Origin of the sequence: Streptomyces sp. NPDC091292 (assembly GCF_044757265.1) — a bacterium.
GTDB lineage: Bacteria > Actinomycetota > Actinomycetes > Streptomycetales > Streptomycetaceae > Streptomyces.
Genome location: NZ_JBIVUQ010000001.1, coordinates 387,698 through 403,690 on the forward strand (window position 1 = coordinate 387,698; position 15,993 = coordinate 403,690).

The 15,993-nt window shown below is 74.4% G+C and carries 9 protein-coding genes; 1 reads left to right on the forward strand and 8 read right to left on the reverse strand.

Translation table 11 applies throughout. The features are described 5' to 3' along the window. Positions 1 to 3: 3 nt before the first annotated feature. The 3 genes from ACIQNU_RS01675 to ACIQNU_RS01685 all read right to left on the reverse strand — a co-directional run bounded on the left by ACIQNU_RS01675 (position 4) and on the right by ACIQNU_RS01685 (position 6,827). Complete coding sequence (locus tag ACIQNU_RS01675; RefSeq protein WP_401359660.1) at positions 4 to 2,856, reverse strand: FtsX-like permease family protein; 2,853 nt, start codon at positions 2,854 to 2,856, stop codon at positions 4 to 6. Then, complete coding sequence (locus ACIQNU_RS01680; RefSeq protein WP_401359662.1) at positions 2,856 to 6,263, reverse strand: FtsX-like permease family protein; 3,408 nt, start codon at positions 6,261 to 6,263, stop codon at positions 2,856 to 2,858. The genes ACIQNU_RS01675 and ACIQNU_RS01680 overlap by 1 nt, the downstream gene beginning before the upstream one ends. Positions 6,264 to 6,428: 165 nt before the next feature. After that, positions 6,429 to 6,827: a globin gene (locus ACIQNU_RS01685; RefSeq protein ID WP_401359665.1), complete on the reverse strand. Its 399-nt coding sequence runs from the start codon at positions 6,825 to 6,827 to the stop codon at positions 6,429 to 6,431. A gap of 110 nt (positions 6,828 to 6,937) precedes the next feature. Here ACIQNU_RS01685 and ACIQNU_RS01690 point away from each other — a divergent pair, with 110 nt between their 5' ends. Beyond that, on the forward strand, positions 6,938 to 7,903 hold the full coding sequence (locus tag ACIQNU_RS01690) for a methyltransferase domain-containing protein (RefSeq protein WP_401359667.1): 966 nt from the start codon (positions 6,938 to 6,940) through the stop codon (positions 7,901 to 7,903). Between the two features lie 23 nt (positions 7,904 to 7,926). On the opposite strand, the gene ACIQNU_RS01695 is transcribed toward ACIQNU_RS01690, so the two are convergent. From ACIQNU_RS01695 to ACIQNU_RS01715, 5 genes are all read right to left on the reverse strand, one after another. Next, a complete protein-coding gene (locus ACIQNU_RS01695; RefSeq protein WP_401359669.1) occupies positions 7,927 to 9,084 on the reverse strand; it encodes an FHA domain-containing protein in 1,158 nt (385 codons plus the stop codon). Positions 9,085 to 9,149: 65 nt separating this feature from the next. After that, the gene (locus ACIQNU_RS01700; protein ID WP_401359671.1) at positions 9,150 to 10,493 is read right to left on the reverse strand and encodes a VWA domain-containing protein; all 1,344 of its coding nucleotides are present in this window, start codon (positions 10,491 to 10,493) and stop codon (positions 9,150 to 9,152) included. Between the two features lie 150 nt (positions 10,494 to 10,643). Further along, positions 10,644 to 12,032 carry a protein phosphatase 2C domain-containing protein gene (locus ACIQNU_RS01705; protein WP_401359674.1) on the reverse strand — a complete coding sequence of 463 codons (1,389 nt, stop codon included), beginning with the start codon at positions 12,030 to 12,032 and terminating at the stop codon, positions 10,644 to 10,646. Beyond that, positions 12,033 to 14,636, reverse strand: a complete 2,604-nt coding sequence (locus ACIQNU_RS01710; RefSeq protein WP_401359676.1) for a tetratricopeptide repeat protein — start codon at positions 14,634 to 14,636, stop codon at positions 12,033 to 12,035. After that, positions 14,633 to 15,961, reverse strand: coding sequence for a hypothetical protein (locus tag ACIQNU_RS01715; protein ID WP_401359679.1), 1,329 nt, complete (start codon positions 15,959 to 15,961; stop codon positions 14,633 to 14,635). The genes ACIQNU_RS01710 and ACIQNU_RS01715 overlap by 4 nt, the downstream gene beginning before the upstream one ends. Positions 15,962 to 15,993: the final 32 nt, after the last annotated feature.

Genomic DNA, 15,993 nt, shown 5'->3' on the forward strand with positions numbered 1-15,993 from the left:
CCGTCATCGCTGGTCACCCACCCTGAGTTCGCGTACGGCTCCGCGGCGCCCCGTCCACCAGGCCTGCGCCACCGCGACACCGACCGTCAGCAGGACGACGCCGACGGCGGGCAGCAGGAGCGAGAACAGATCGGGGCGGAGGGTGCTGATACCGGCGGGCGGTGAGTTGGTGGCGGACGCGGTGGCCAGGGCCACGGCGGTGAGGTCCGTGCCGGGCGCGAGCAGCCGGATCGCCGCCCAGCCGGTCAGCGCCCCGCCGATCGCGGCGGGCAGCGCCTGCGGCAGGGACTCCAGGACGAGGAGTCGGCGCCCGTCGCGGCGGGTGAGGCCCATCGTGCGGAGCCGGGCGAGCAGCGCGGCGCGCTCCGGGGCCGCGCGGGCCAGGGCGAGGAGCAGGGCGAGGGCCGCGTAGCCGGCGCTCGCGGCGACGGCGGCGACATAGACCCGCTCGGCGCCGGTCTGCGTCGGCGAGTCGGCGTACCGGTCGCGGGCGTCCTGCCGCAGATGCACATTGGCCGTGGCGCCCGCCGCCTTGGCCAGGGTGTCGGCGTCGAGGCCGTCGCCGTTCACCAGCAGCATGGTGGGCCGCATCTCCCGGCCCAGCGCACGCGCGTCGACGACCAGGAACTCGGCGCCGGACACCGCCGGCGTCAACGACCGCTGCGCGACGATCCGTACGGTGATCTCCTTCCCGCCGGCGAGCAGCGCGAAGGGTTCGGTCCCGAGCCGCTCCGCGGTCGCGGGCGACGCGACCGCCGGAACGATGTCGCCGGCACCGGCCTGCCCGGAACCACGACCCGCATCGGCCGCCCCAGCCGCCCCCGCCGTCCCTTCCGCCCCCGCCGTCAACAACCCGCCAGGGAACCCCCCGAGATCCATCCGCCCCGCCAACCCCGCGTACGCCGCCGCGTCCACGGTCACCAGCGGAAGCTTCGCATCGCTCTTGACCGGCTGCGCGTTGGAGTCGATCTCGGCCCGGGTCACCTCGCGGACGCCCGGTACCTTCGCGACGCGCGCCGCCGCCGTCGCGGCGAACGGCAGCCCCGGCGCCTCCACACGGGCATCGGCCCCGGTCTCCAGAACGGCCGCCCGGTCCCGCGCATCCTCCACACCCGCCAGCACCGAACCACCGAACGCCGCCGTCGTCAGCGCCGTGAGCAGCGCCAGCAACGGCAGCACGGCCGAGGCCGAGCCCCGGCCCGCCCGCGCCAGCGACAGATGCCCGATGACACCGCGCAGCCGCCCGGCGGGCCGGGCCAGCCAGCGCAGCGGCAGCGGATACACCCGTACCAGCACCAGCGCGGCGATCACCCCGACCAGGACCGGTGCGAGGGCGACGAGTTCGCCGCCGTCCGACGTGCCCTGCCGGCGCAGCGCCGCGACGGCGCTCACCGCCAGGACGAGCAGGGTGAGTTCGGCGACGGTCCGCCGCCGCGAGGGCCGCGCGTGCGTCACGTCGTCCCGCGCGGTGTGCACCCGCACGGCCCGGTGCACGGCCATCGCCCGCACCGGCAGCACCGCGCACGCCAGCAGCGTGACCACTCCGGCGCCGAGCACCGCGTACGACATCCGGCCCTCCGGCACGGCGAGCAGCGCGACCGCGAGGCCGAGCGCGCCCGCCGGAACGGCCACCACCGCGGTCTCGCCGAGCAGCCGCAGCCCGATCCCGCCGAGCGAGCCGCCGCGCGCCCGCAGCACGGCGAGTTCGGCGCGCCGCCGCCCCGCCGTGAGCCCGCCCGCCATCAGCAGCACCACCCCGGCGACGGCCGCCGCGCCGAACGCGGCGACCGCGACCACCGGCGCGATCCCGGCCTGGAGCCGGCCGTAGCTGTCGAGGAGGTCGTCGAGGTCGGTGCCCGCCGCCGTGTTGATGTCGGTGACCTGGCGGATCTTCAGGAGTTCGGCGCCGTCGACGGTGGCCGACACGGCGGCCTTCAGACCGGTCAGATCGTGTGCGGTCAGGGCCTCGGGGTCGGGCGCGATGTGCCAGAACCGCTCCGGGCTCGCGGCCGTGCCGAGCAGCGCGGGCGCCGCGTCGGGCGCGAGCAGCAGGGTGCCGAGCCAGTAGCGGGGCGACGAGGGATCGTCGGGGGCGACCGGCACCAGGGCGGGCCTGCGGATGATCGGCTGGGCGCCCCAGTACGCCTCCTTCGGGCGCTCGGGCTCCAGGATCCCGGTGATCCGCACCGCCAGGTCCGCGCGCTGCACGCCCGGCACATGGACCACGGAACCCGTCTTGATCTTGAGCCGGTCCGCGGTCTCGGCGGTGACCGCGGCCTCCACCTCACGGGACTCGGCGGTGATCTCCGTGCCCGCGCGCGGCAGCCGCCCGTCCCGCAGCTCCCCGTGCGTATCGAGCCCTTCCTGCGCCGAGAACAGGAACCGGGGGTTCAGCCCATTGGGCCGGGCCAGCCAGTTCTCGCGCGCCTCCAGGGCGTTGAGGGACCGCACCCCGTACGAGGACTGTGCGGGGTCGGCGGTCAGCGGCTTCCGCAGCCCGCCGACGACCCCCTCGTACGAGCGGTGCAGCGCGGCGTCGCGTACTGCCTTCTCGCGGTCCTGCTGGGCGACGCCCAACCCGGGCTGCGGCGCGGTGAACTGGATCGTGGAGCTGCCCGCCGACGCCTCGGCGACCGTACGGCGCAGACCCGCGTTCTCGTACGCGTCGACGGCGCGCGGGAACGCGGCGGCCAGGCACGCGGTCACCGCGACCAGGAGCGCCAGCGCGCAGGCGGCGCCGGGCGCGGCCCGCAGCCGGGTCCGCACCCAGGGCACCACGACCCGGCGCCCGGACCGCACGCCCGCCGATCCTTGCGATGTCGACGGATCCGTGGGGGACTTCTTCGGGTTACGCATCACTCGCCTCCCTGGCGGAGAGAGGCGGCCATGTCGGCGGTGCGGCGCAGGGGCAGCGCCGCCGTGACGAGCAGCGGGGCGAAGGCGACGAGGGCGAGCAGCAGCGCGACCCGTTCCGGGGGCAGGGCGACGGAGACCGTCGGGATCGGCTGGGTGGCGCGGGCGGTGAGCACGACGAGCGGCACCACGGCCCGGGTCAGGACCGCGCCGAGCGCGACGCCCACCAGGAGCGCGAGGGTGATGAGGATGCCCTGTTCGGCGGCGACGAGCCGGGCGAGGCGGCGGCGCGGGGTGCCGAGGGCACGCAACACGGTGAATTCGGCGGCCCGTTCGCGCAGCGACCCGGCGGTGCTGACCGCGAAGCCGACGGCGGCGAGCGCGGCGGCGGCCACGGCGGCGGCGGCGAGCGCCGACTCGGGGCCCGCGCCGAGCGGGTCGTCGCGCAGCCCGTTCGCGATCTCGTCACGCACCAGGACCGACGACGGGTCGATGTCGGGGCGGGCGCGCACGGCCGCCGCGACCTCGGCGGTGCGGCCCGACTCGGGGGTCAGCCACCACTCGGTGGGCGTGATACCGAGGCTGTGCCGCGCGGTGAGGGCGAGGTTGACCGCGCGCAGGTCGACGAGCAGCGCGCCGCCGTCCATGGCGGCGGGCCCGGCCGCGGGCGCGGAACCATCGGACCCGTCGGAACCGTCGGCGCCATCCGTGGCGGCGGGCGCCTGCATCAGGTCCTCGACGGCGGTGGTCGGCAGGGCGCGGACCCGGTCGACCAGCTTGACCGGCACATTGGTCCCGCCGAACGACACGTCGACGCTCTGCCCGATCCGCGACCCGGTCACCGACAGGAACGTGTCGGTGGCGACGGCCGTGACCTCGGCAGGCCGCGCCCGGTCGACGGCGACCTGGACGGTGAGAGTGGTGGGCGCGGTGTACATCCCGTACTCACCCGGCATGAACCCCGTGCCGTACGACACGGACAGCGCCGTCGCCGTCGACCGACCGACCTTCGGCGCGGTCGGACGCGCGTCGGCCCGGCTCGACACGTCCGAACCGCCGATCTGGTGCGACGCCCGCCACGCCGTGCTCAGCGGCACCGCGCGGCCCGTACCGGAGGCGTCCGTGGCGCGCAGGCCCTCCAGCGTGAGGGTGTGGTCCTCGCTGATGCCCACCGGCTGTACGAGCGTGAGTTCGAGCCCGGTCAGGGCCAGGGGTTCGGCGATCCGTCCGGCGGAGCCGCCCGCCGCGCGCACCAGATCGAGCGTGAGCCGGTGCGCCTTGCCGTCGGTGGGCACCTCACCGACCGGGAAACGGTACGGGGTGCCGTAGCGGTCCTCCACGGTCACCGTGACATCGGGCGCCTCGACGGGCGCGGTGAACGGGGGCCGTTTCCCGGTGGACCGCTCCGCGCTGTCCAGCCGCAGCGTCAGGTCGAGGCGCTTGGTGCCCTTCGGTACGGGCGTGCCCGCCGTCCGGTCCGACTCCCGCGCGGTGCCCAGGTCGCCGACGAGCTTGTCGGCGGGCCGGTCCGCGAGGTCGGAGCGCAGCAGCATCGCGTCCGCCGCGTGCTCGGTGTCGAGGGCGAGGACCGTGGCCTGCCGGTCGCCGGACAGCAGGATCGAGGTCCGTGAGCCGGGCGCCGCCTCGCGCACACCGGGCGTCGCCGCGTACACCCCGGCCTGGCCCAGCTCGCCCGACCCTGCGCTCGCCACCCGCACCTCGGCGCCCGCGCGGAAGTCCGCCTGATCGTCCTGCGAGCGGTTCCAGGAGGCGCCCTGGCCGATCGCGAGCATGCCCATCGCCACCGCGAGGACCAGCAGCAGCACGGGTCCGGCGCCGCGCAACGGGCGGCGGCTGAACTGCCAGCCCGCGAGCGCCGCCGCGAGACCGCGCCCGCCCGCCGCCCGCCGCTCGGCGAGCTTGGCGACCGGCGGCATCAGCCGCAGCGTCAGGACGGTGCCGGCGAGCAGGGCGAGCGCGGGCGCCATGACCAGGAGCGGATCGATACCGAGGCCGCCGCCGCGGTCGCCCGCGAGCGCCCCGGAACCCGAGGTCTGCCGGTCGAGCTGCCAGTACGCGACGCCCGCGATCACCAGCAGGCCCACGTCGGCGCCCGCCCGCAGCGGCGCGGGCAGGGCCCGCGCACGCCCGCGCTCCGGGCCGTCCGCCGAGGTCAGCGCGGGCAGCGTCACCGCGAGCGCACAGCCGAGGGCGACCCCGGCGGCGACCAGCCACACCAGTGCGTCGGGCCCGGTGTCCAGGCGCAGCCCGATCCGGGACAGGGCGCCCTGACCGGCGAGCAGCCGGGTCAGCGGCCCGGCGAGGAGCGGGGCGCACAGGGCCGCGGGCACCGCGAGGAGCAGCGCCTCGGCCGCCGCGAGCCCGGCGATCCGGGCGCGGGAGCCGCCGCGCGCCCGCAACAGACCGGTCTCACCGGCCCGTTCGGCGCTCAGCAGCCGGGCGACCAGAAGCAGCGCGTACCCGGCGAGCAGCACCAGTTGGAGCGCGACGATCAGCAGCGTGGACCGGGACACCAGGAGCGACCGCTCGACCCGGTCGAGGACGGTCGGCAGAGCGGTCGTGACGGCGGTGCTGCCGCCGAGCGCGGGGTCCTTGCGCAGCTCACGCACGCCCTCCCGCGCGGCCTCGCGCAGCCCGTCGATCCGGCCGGTGGACATCGCCGCGAAGTCGGGCGAGGCCAGCCACGCGGTCTGCCCCTCGCTGACCCGCTCACCCTTCAGCACGGACGGATCGGCGAACAGCGGCCCGTAGGTCGTGAACGCGACCTTCTGTACGCCGCGTCCGCGCAGGTCGTCGAGGTGCCAGTACGGGTCGTCGGCGGACTTCGGGCGGTACACGCCGGTGACCTCGACCCGCACCTTGGGTCCGCTCAGGCGGTCCGTGAGCGTGAGTTCCCGGCCGGGGCGGACCTTCAGCTCCCGGGCGGCGGCCTCCGGCAGCGCCACCTCGACGGTCCGGCCGTCCACCGCGCGCGGGGCACGGCCCTCGGTGAACGTGACCCGCGCCGGGTCGAGCGCCGCGAGCTGCGTGAGGTCGGGGTTCCCGGCCCGCTCGGCCGGTGCCTGCAAGGAGCGCGGCAGGGCGTAGGGGCCCGAGCGGACCAGCGTGGCCACGGTCGTCGGCAGCCCGTCGAACGTCTCGCGGGCCCCCTTGCGTACGGCGTCGTCGGCGGCGGTACGGGCGTCCGGGGCGATCGGCGCCTTGACGACGAGTGCCGTCGCGGCGGTGTCGCGGGTCTGCAGGGTGTGGCGCAGCGCCGCGTCGCCGATGGTCCCGGAGAACGCCGCCAGGGTCGACAGGACGGTGGTCGTCAACACCACCGCGATCAGCGCGGCGGCGAGCAACAGCCGATGGGCCCGTACACGCGCCAGTACGAACCCCGTCACCATTGGCCCCCCGCCATTTCACGCTCTACGCCGTACGTCCCCTGAAGTCCGCCCGATGTTTTCAGAGTGAACACAGTTTCGGGAAGGGGGGACGGACCGGATGTTGGAAAGTTGAGACCGGATACCGGATAGCGGGGTTCCGATTCGCGGTCGGCTCAGGCGAGCGGCTCAGCCGAGCGGCTCGGCGGAGTTGACCATCGAGGCCGCCGCGTACGTCAGGTACTTCCACAGCGTCTGCTCGTGCTCGGCCGGGAGCCCCAGCTCGTCGACGGCGTCCCGCATGTGCTTCAGCCACGCGTCGTGCGCGGCCCGGTCGACGGTGAACGGCGCGTGCCGCATCCGCAGCCGGGGGTGGCCCCGGTCCTGGCTGTACGTGCTCGGCCCGCCCCAGTACTGGATCAGGAACAGCCTCAGCCGCTCCTCGGCCGGCCCGAGATCCTCCTCCGGATACATGGGCCGCAGCAGCGGATCGCCCGCGACACCTTGATAGAAACGGTGCACCAGGCGCCGAAACGTCTCCTCGCCACCGACCTGCTCGTAGAAGGTCATCTCATTCACATGACCCATGGTGTCAGACCGCCGAATGGGCGACGCCGATCAGCCCCTCCGGCGTTTGAGGAGCGGGGTCCGGGGCAGGGCCCCGGGTCGGTCACCGATCCACGTGGCACCGTGGACACATGGGCACCGAACACTCCCTCGCCGATCAAGCCAGCGCAGCGCTGACGCGGGAGATCGCAGCAAGCGGCGCCTGGGACGCGGACCCGGACTGGCGGACCGCTTTCGAAGAGGTACCCCGGCACCTCTTCGTGCCGTACTACTACGTCGGCGTCTCCGGCGGCTTCGAACGGCTGTGGGGCGAGGACCCCGACCCGGCGCGCCGCGCCCGCTGGCTCCGCGGCGCCTACCAGGACGCGCCGCTCGCCACCCGGGTACGCGACGGCGAGCTGCTGTCGTCCAGCAGCCAGCCCTCGCTGATGGCGAAGATGCTGGTGGAGCTGGAGCTGGGCGAGAACGACACGGTCCTGGAGATCGGCGCGGGCACCGGATACAACGCGGCGCTGCTCGCGCACCGCGTGGGCAGCGGCCGGGTCACCACGGTGGACCTGGACCCGGAGATCACCGAGTCGGCGCGGAGGCATCTCGCCGCCGCCGGATACGCGCCCACGGTCGTCACCGGCGACGGCGCCCGTGGCTGCCCGCAGCGCGCTCCGTTCGACCGGATCATCGCGACCTGCACGATCGGCACGGTGCCGCGCGCGTGGCTTGCGCAATGCGCGCCGGGCGCTCGGATCCTGGCGCCGCTGGCGACCGGGCTGATCGCCCTGGAGGTACGGGACGCCACACACGCGGAGGGCCGGTTCCTGCACACACCCGCGTACTTCGTGCCGCTGCGGGGCGCCGGGCGTCCGCCGGGGGAGCCGGTGCGGGTGGCCGGGCTGCCCCGGCGGGCCCTGCGCGACGAGCTGTTCCAGTTCCTGCTGACCCTCACGGCGGGCCGCCTCGACCCGCAGGACGCCCTCACCCTCTGGCACGGCGAGGGCCGCCCCGTACGGGAACGCTTCGGCATCACGGTGAACGGCGCCGACGCCTGGGCGTGGCTGGACGACCCGGCCGGCCCCTACGCGTGGCCGCTGCCGGAGTAGCGGGCCGTCCGGCCTTCCGGAGTTCAGCCCCGTCGGATCGTGATCGTCGTCCAGGCCCCGACGTGGACCCGGTCGCCGTCCTGGAGCGGGACCGGGACGAAGGGCTGGATCGGTTCGTCCGCGCCGTTGACCGTGGTGCCGTTCGTGGAGTTCTGGTCCACCACCGCCCAGGAGCCGTCCGGCTGCTGCACGAGGACCGCGTGCTGGTGCGAGACGCCCGGGTCCTCCGGCGGCACCGACAGATCGATGTCCGGGGTGTCACCGGTGGAGTGGCGGCGCCGCCCGATGGTGATCTGGTTGCCGGTGAGCGCGCGCTGCTGCTCGGGCGAGTACGCGGGCAGGTTCAGCCCCGCCGCCTCCGGGCCCGAGCGCTGCATCATCGCCATGAAGTACTCACGGTCGGGCCCGATCGTCGCGGACCACGACATCGGCGGCTGGTAGCCGCCCGCGGCGGGGCCCGGCGGCTGGAACGGGTGGGGCTGCTGGAACGGATCGGTGGCGCCCGGCATTCCGGGTCCTGACATACCCGGTCCTGACATACCGGGGCCCGGCATGGTGGGACCCGGTGCGCCGACCGGCGTGGACGGCGGCGGGATCACCCAGTCGTCATCAGCGCTGCCGGGGCCACCGGCGGCGGGGCCACCGCCGTTGCCGCCGCCGAAGGGTCCGGGCGGGGGCGGCGGTCCCGGCGGGCGGCCGGTCTCCTGCGGATAGCCGGGCGGAGCGGGCGGTCCGGGCGGCCCCGACGGGATCGGCTCGGCGGGCCGGTTCATCTGCGAGGGACGGGAACTCTGGTAGTCGTACGACTCCTGCCGCGGCGGCGCCGGGAACGCACCCCCGGCGCCACCCCCGGCCCCGGGCCCGCCGGCGGGCGGACGCGGGGCGACCGGTGTGTACGAAGTCGCCGTGTTCGTGAGGAAGTTCCACCGGCACTCCTCGCAGAACGGCGCCCCGCCCTCGCGCTGGGTGTGGCACTGCGGGCAGAACTCGGGCTCGGGCGCCGGATCGGGCACGGCCGACAGATGCGACCGGCCGCCGGGCGCGCCGGGCGGCGGCGGATAGCCGTAACCAGGGGCCGGCGGTGGTGGCGGCGGTGGCGGTACGGCACCGGCCATGCGGTGACCGCAGACCTCGCACCAGTCGTCGGAACCCGACTGGTGTCCGTTCGGGCAGGTCGGCATGTCGGCGCTTCCCCCTCTCCGTCTCCGGCCCGCGGGCCGCTCGCTGGTACCTGCTGAACTACTGCCTACTTCTTGACGCGAACCGTTTTGGTCGACCGTGTTTCGAGAGTCATCTCGTCGGCCTCCTCGACCTTCGCCTTCAGTCGCACAGTACCCGCAGCCGCGTCGACCACGTCCACCACCTTCGACAGCAGCTTGGCGGTGTCCTCGTTGCCCGAAGCGCTCGCGAGCTGAACGGCGCGGCCCAGTTTGGCCGTTGCCCCGTCGGCGTCCCCCGCCTTGCGGGCGTCCAGGCCCTGCTGGATGACCTGGGCCAGTTCCGCCTGGCCCGTGTAGTGCGCGACCTGCGGATTGATCGACGTGGACGCCGCCATGTCGTCCGTCCACACCGCCCGTACGAGCCCTTGCGACAGGGTCTGCGTGGTGCCGTCCGGCTGCGGTATCACCAGCGAGATCCGGGCCGCGAGCATCTCCTGCCCGATGCTGGCGGCCGGCACCTCCACGCACACGTGGTAGTCGCGGGACTCGTCGCCCCAGGACCCCGTCGGATAGTCGCCCGCGCGCGGGCCCACCTCCGTACGCCGGTCCGTCAACTCCTCCACCGTGGGCGCCACTTGCTTCACGAACTTGATCTCGGAGCCCATCGGCGTCCACAGCCGCAGCGCCACGTCCGCGACCTCCTTGCCCATCGCGGTCTCCATCATCTGCGTGAAGTCCGCGGCCAGGCCCGCCGGGTCGGCGACGATGTCGGCGCTGCCGAGCAGGGCCGACGCGATCCCTGTGACCTCTTTCACTTCCCAGTCCGTACCGACACCGCGCGCGTCACAGGTGAACCGGCCCGCGCAGGAGTCGAGCGCGGCCTTCAGGTCCTCCGGTGACTCGTGTTCGTTGCGTCCGTCGGTCAGCAGGATGCCGTGCCGGATCGCCACGTCGGCGCTGGACAGGAGCCGGTCCGCGAGCCGCAGCCAGGTCCCGATCGCCGTACCGCCGCCGGAGGACAGCTTCCGCAGCGCCTGCCGGGCCTCGGCGCGGGTTCGGGAGTCGGCGACCGCGAGCCGCCCGCCGCCCGGATAGACCTCCTTGGCGACATGTGTGCCGCCGATGACCGCGAAGTGCACCCCGTCGCGCAGGGTGTCCACGGCGGCGCCGGTCGCATCGCGCGCGTTGCGCATTTTCGTCGGCGGGTAGTCCATCGAGCCCGAACAGTCGACCATGATCGCCACGGCCGCGTCGGGTCCCTGCCCCGCGGTGTACAGATGCGGTGCGGACACGGCGGTGCCCACCGTGCCGCCGCCGGTCGAGGTCACCGTGACGATCGCGCTGACCTCGCGCCCGCCCTCGGGCAGGTACTCGTTCTGATACACGTCGACCGAGAACTGCGGCACGGTCGACTTCGAGAAGTTGGCCATGGGTTCTGCTCCCCCCTTGCTCTCCCAGTATTCCCACTGGCTGTCCCACGGCACCTGGGTGCCTGGGCACGATGTCAATTCCTCGCCGGCCCACCCCACCGGCGCGACGGGCTCAGGCCCCGGCTCGAACGCCGTACGACCGCCCCCGTCTCAGGCCGATCCTGCCCCCTTCGCGGGGACCGGGAACGGCAGCAGGGCCACTGTTACGTTGTCGTGGCCCCCGCCGTCGAGTGCGTGCCCGACCAGGACCTGTGCGCTGTGCAGCGGCCGGTCGGCGGCGTCCGCGGGGATCGCGTCGGCCATCTCCTGCGCCGATTCGGCGTAGTTCCACAGTCCGTCGGTGCACACCACCACCACACCCGGACGGTCCGGTTTGAAGGAAGCGGTGTGCGGCTCCAGTTCGTACGCGTCCGCGCCGAGCCAGCCGGTGATCGCGTGGGCGCGCTCGTCGGCGTACGCCTCGGCCTCGTTCATCAGGCCCGCCGAGACCATCTGCGCGGCCCACGAGTCGTCCTCGGTGAGCCGGGCGGCGGGCGCCGTGCGGTCGACGGGCACCCAGTAGGCCCGGCTGTCGCCGACCCAGCCGATGACCAGCAGGTCCTTGGCGACGATCGCGCCGACCAGGGTGCACGCCGGGGCGTTCTGGTGCGGTGCGTGTTCGCGGGTCGTACCGGGCTCCCCGGCGAGGGAGTTGACGGACTCGGACGCGGCGAGGATCGCGTCGAACATGGCCTGCTGGGGGTGGGTGCCGCGCGGCAGGGCCGCGAGCAGCGACTCGCTCGCCGCGCGGGACGCGGCGAGCGACGCCTCGTCGGGGCGGGTCGCCGACGAGACGCCGTCGCAGACGATCGCGACGACGGCCGGTGAACCGTCCGGCAGGGCGGTCGACGAGACGGCGAACGCGTCCTCGTTGCGGTGGTGTCGCAGGCCGCGGTCGCTGACCGCCGCGACCGCGTCGAGTTCCTGCTCCATGTGGTCCCGTTCGCGCGGTTGTGCCTTGCCGCAGTGCTCGCAGTAGTCGTCCTGGTCGACCTGGCCCACCGGGCAGAACACGCACTGCTTGGCGGGTCCCGGGGTGCCGCCGGGCGGTGTGGGCGCGGCGGTACGGGGGTCGGCGGCGGGTGCGGCGGGCGCCGACCGCGGGGTCAGGGCGCCCAGTGCGGGGGGCGCGAGGGGTGGCGCCGGGGGCACGGGAGGCGCGGGGGGCGCCGGTGGGTGGGCGGGCGGTGCCGGGAGCGCGTAGTCGCCGCCGGTCGCCGGGAGGTGCCCGCCGCCCGACTCGATACCCGGGACCTCGGCCGCCAGATGCACCGGCGCGGGCACGTCGGAGCTGTCGACCTCGGGGGCCTGGGGCCACTCGACGGACGCGGCCGGTGCGGCCTCGCCGTTCCTCGCGAGCGTGGCGTGGTCGTCGGGTGGCGCGGGCGCCGCCGTCAGGTCGAATCCGCAGGCACCGCAGAACCGGTCACCCGCGTCCACCGGCTCGGCGCAGCCGGGGCACGTGGCTCCGGCGGCCAACTGGGGCTTCTGCGACATCAATCACACCCACGTCCGGGGGCGGAAACGGTTGGCCCGCTCCACCAGTTCGATCCTCTCCTCGCCGCCCCGCGCGAGCCGGGCCAGCGTCCGGTACGACCGCTCCAGGCCGAACCGCAGCCCGCGCTCGTCCAGATCGCTGCCGAGCAGCACGGTGCGTGTGCCCGTGCTCCGCGGCGCGGAACTCTGGCTACCGGAGAGTACCCAGTCGAGGGCGGTGCCCAGTACCTCCGTCGACAGGCGCTCCCTGCGCACGGCGTCCAGGCCGAAGCCGTCCAGGGCCTCCACCTGCCCGGCCGCCGCCGTCAGATCGTCGAGCAGCGGCGCGTCACCGCCGGGCGTGGCCGCCGCCACCCGCCGCCGCAGCCGCGACCGTACGGCCGCGACCCGCGCCGCCGTGTAGTGGATCGACGACTCCGGCACCGACTCCAGTGTGTGCACCGCCGCGCGCCGGTCGCCCGCCGCGAGCTGCACCCGGGCCAGGCCGAACGCGGCCGACACATAACTCGGGTCGGTCGTCCAGACCAGCCGGTAGTACTCGGCGGCGTTGTCGAGCTGGCCCAGGACCTCCGCGCAGACACCGAGGGCGAGCTTGGGCGCGGGCTCGCCGGGGAACGCGTCGTACACCGCGTCGAACGACAGGGCCGCGCTCTCGTGGTCGCCCATGGTGAGCGCGCCGACGCCCCGGTACCAGACCACCCGCCAGTCGTCCGGGTGGTCGGACTCCAGTGCGTCGAGCGCGCCGGTGGCGGCCTCCGTCTCGCGCATCTCAAGCCGGGCCCGCAGCTCCCGCAGCCGCAGTTCGAGTGAGTTCTTCGGCGCCGCGTGCAGCGCCGTGATCAGTTCGGCGGGCGCGGAGGCCGCGAGGCCCGCGAGGAAGCCCGCGTTGGGGTCGCTCGGATCGACATGCGGGACCGGCAGCGCGAGGGCCGCAGCGGCGGCGGCGAGCGGCTTGACGAGCCGGGGAGCGGAGCCGTTCGCGGCGGTGTCGGGGGTGCCGGCGGCAACAATGAGAGGGGTACCGGGGGTGCCCGCCGTCAGGGCGCGCCGCTCGCCGCGGCCCGGCGGCAGCGCGCGCGTGCCGAGCTGCGACACCTCTCCGTCGACCCTGTCGAACAACTCCGTGTCCGTGACCTTCACTTCGGGCCCGAACAGCGTCGACAGCGAGGGCCGGGGCCGGCCCGTCTGGAGGGCGACGACCTCCCGCAGCACACCCGTCAGCTGCTCGGCCATCTCCGACGCCGAAGCGAACCGCCGCGCCGGATCGGGGTCGGTGGCCCGTACCAGAAGCCGGTAGAACGACTCGTACGTACGGAAGACCTCGATGTTGTCCGGGTCGGGCAGGGAGTCCACGAACACGTTCGTGTAGCCCTGGAAGTCGAAGGTGAGCACCGCCAGGGTGCGCGCGACCGTGTACAGGTCCGACGCGACGGACGGGCCGACCTCCGCGACCTCGGGGGCCTGATAGCCCACCGTGCCGTAGATCGCCGACTCGTCGTCGTCCGTTCTGCGGACCGCGCCCATGTCGATGAGTTTGAGCTGGTCGCCGGTCTGGATGGCGTTGTCGACCTTGAAGTCGCAGTACAGCAGGTTGCGGCTGTGCAGATGCCCGAGGGCCTCCAGCGCCTCGATGCCGAACGCGCACGCCTGCTCCACCGGCAGCGGGTCCCGCTTGCCCCCGGTCGTCCGCCGCTCGTTGGCGATCTCCTTCAGCGACTTGCCGCCGACGTACTCCATGACGATGTAGCCGTCCAGGGAGCCCGTGCGCTGGTCCAGGTGCTCGACGAAGTTGTAGATCCGGACGATGTTGGAGTGCTCGATCTCGGCGAGGAACCGGCGCTCGGAGATCGCCGCCGCCATCGCGTCCTGGTCACCCGTGTCGAGCAGGCCCTTGAGGACCACCCAGCGGTCGGACACGGCACGGTCGACCGCGAGATACACCCAGCCGAGACCGCCGTGCGCGAGACAGCCCGCGACCTCGTACTGACCGTGCACGACGTCGCCCTCGCCCAGCTTCGGCACGAACGAGTACGGGTGGCCGCACTTCGTGCAGAACCCCTCCGTACGCCCGACGCGCTCGCCGCGCGAACGGCCCACAGGGGCACCGCAGTCGGAGCGCGAGCAGAACCGCTTCCGCTCGGGCACCTCCGGGTTCTCCAGGACCATCGCGCGCGGGTCGGGGCGCGGCACACCCGGCACCTCGACCAGGCCCACACCGAGCCGGCCACGGCCGCTCGCACCGGCCGCCGAGCCCGAGCTGCGCACGGACACCGAACGCGACGACAGCTTGCCCGACAGGGACCGCGACAGGCGCCCGGAGACGGACCTGCGGGACTGCGAGGAACGGGACGACCGCGACGAGCGGGCCGACTGCGCCGACGAGCGCGAACTGCCCGCCGACGAACCGCTGCCCGAGCCCCGCGACGACCCTCCCGACCCCCGCGATCCCCGGCCACCGCCGGTGATGCCGGTGGCCGGCGAGTTCACCATGCCGTTCGACGCGACGACCGGCGCGAGCCCGCAGGTGTCGCAGTACAACTCCCCGCCGCCCACGTCCTCGTACGCCCCTGGGCAACCGGGCCGCTGGCACTTCCGCTCCTGACTCACGAGTCCCCCCTCCGGTCCACGGGACCGCCCTGGTCGGGCACCCGCGGCACCAACACGTCCGCTGCCGCCCGCTGATACCGCACCACCGCGTCCTCCGCCGCGCGCAGATCGCAGGGCGCGCTCCACAACATCCGGCGCGCCGCGTCGTACCGCTCGATGAGGAGCGGGTCCTCCGCCATGCCGTGCCGGGCCACCTTCGCCTTGTACGCGTCGAGCCTGCCGCGCAGCTCCGCGCGGACCGCGAGCGGCGCCGTGACGGCGGTCAGCGACTCGCGGGCGCGCAGCAGTTCGTCCTCGGCCCGCTGCTCCAGGGATTCCAGGAGCGGCGAGAGCCGGTGCCACTGGCCGTGTCTGCGGTACTCGGCGGCCGTCGACAGTTGTTCGTTCAGCACGGTCGGCGGGCCCGAGACGGCGGGCACCTCGGACGCGGCGATCTTCGCGAGGACCTCCCCGCGCGCGGAGCGGGCCTCGGCGAGCGTCCGGTCGGCGCGGGACAGCAGGTCCCGCAGCTTCAGCAGCCGGTTCTCGGCGTCCTGCCGGACGGTGAGCACCGCGTCGATCTCGCGGCGCACCTCCTCCAGGGCGCGCGCCTCCCGGTCGTAGCGTCCGGTGTCGGGCCGGCCGCCGCCGGGCGCCGAACTGCCCTGCGCGGGCTGCCAGAACGCCAGCGGGTCGGACACCACCTGCTCGCGCAGCGCGGTCAACGCGCGCGTGATGCGCTCCAGGTCGTCGCCCGACGGATGCTCTCCCGGGCGTACGCCGACGGAGTGCGCGAGCCGGCGGGTGCGCTGCAACTCGGCGGCCAGGAGGTCTATCCGGGCGGGCAGCGCGGACCACACGGCGTCCGCCGCGACGACCAGGTCGAGCGACTGCGCGTACAGCTCGTTCATCCGGGACACCAGGCGCTCCAGCGTGAACCGCTCGCTGAGCTTCGCCGGGCCCGTGATCGACGGGGACGGGGCGCTGCCCGCCGCGCCGTGCGCGCCCGGCACCGTGACGCTCTCGCCGCGCAGCAGGTCCGTCAGCTCCGCCAGGTCGTCCTGGTTCGGCCAGCGTCTGCGGGCGCGCAGGTCGCGTGCGGTGCGCAGGGCGTCCGTGTACAGGTCGAAGTACGACCACAGCAGCGTGATCGCGCCCTCCGTCGCCGCCCACCGCTCCCGCGTCGTGCCGGTGAGTTCGGCGCCTTCGAGCAGCCTGCGGCCGGCGTGGTCCTGGAGCGCGAGGAGCGATGTCTCGATCGCCTCGTGCTCCGCGCCGAGCCGCGCCAGCGCACGGTCCACCTCGTCCCGGTCCATCACCGGCCCAGGGGGTCCCGTGACGCCCATCGATCACCTCGCCGTTCTTGTCGGTCCTTCTT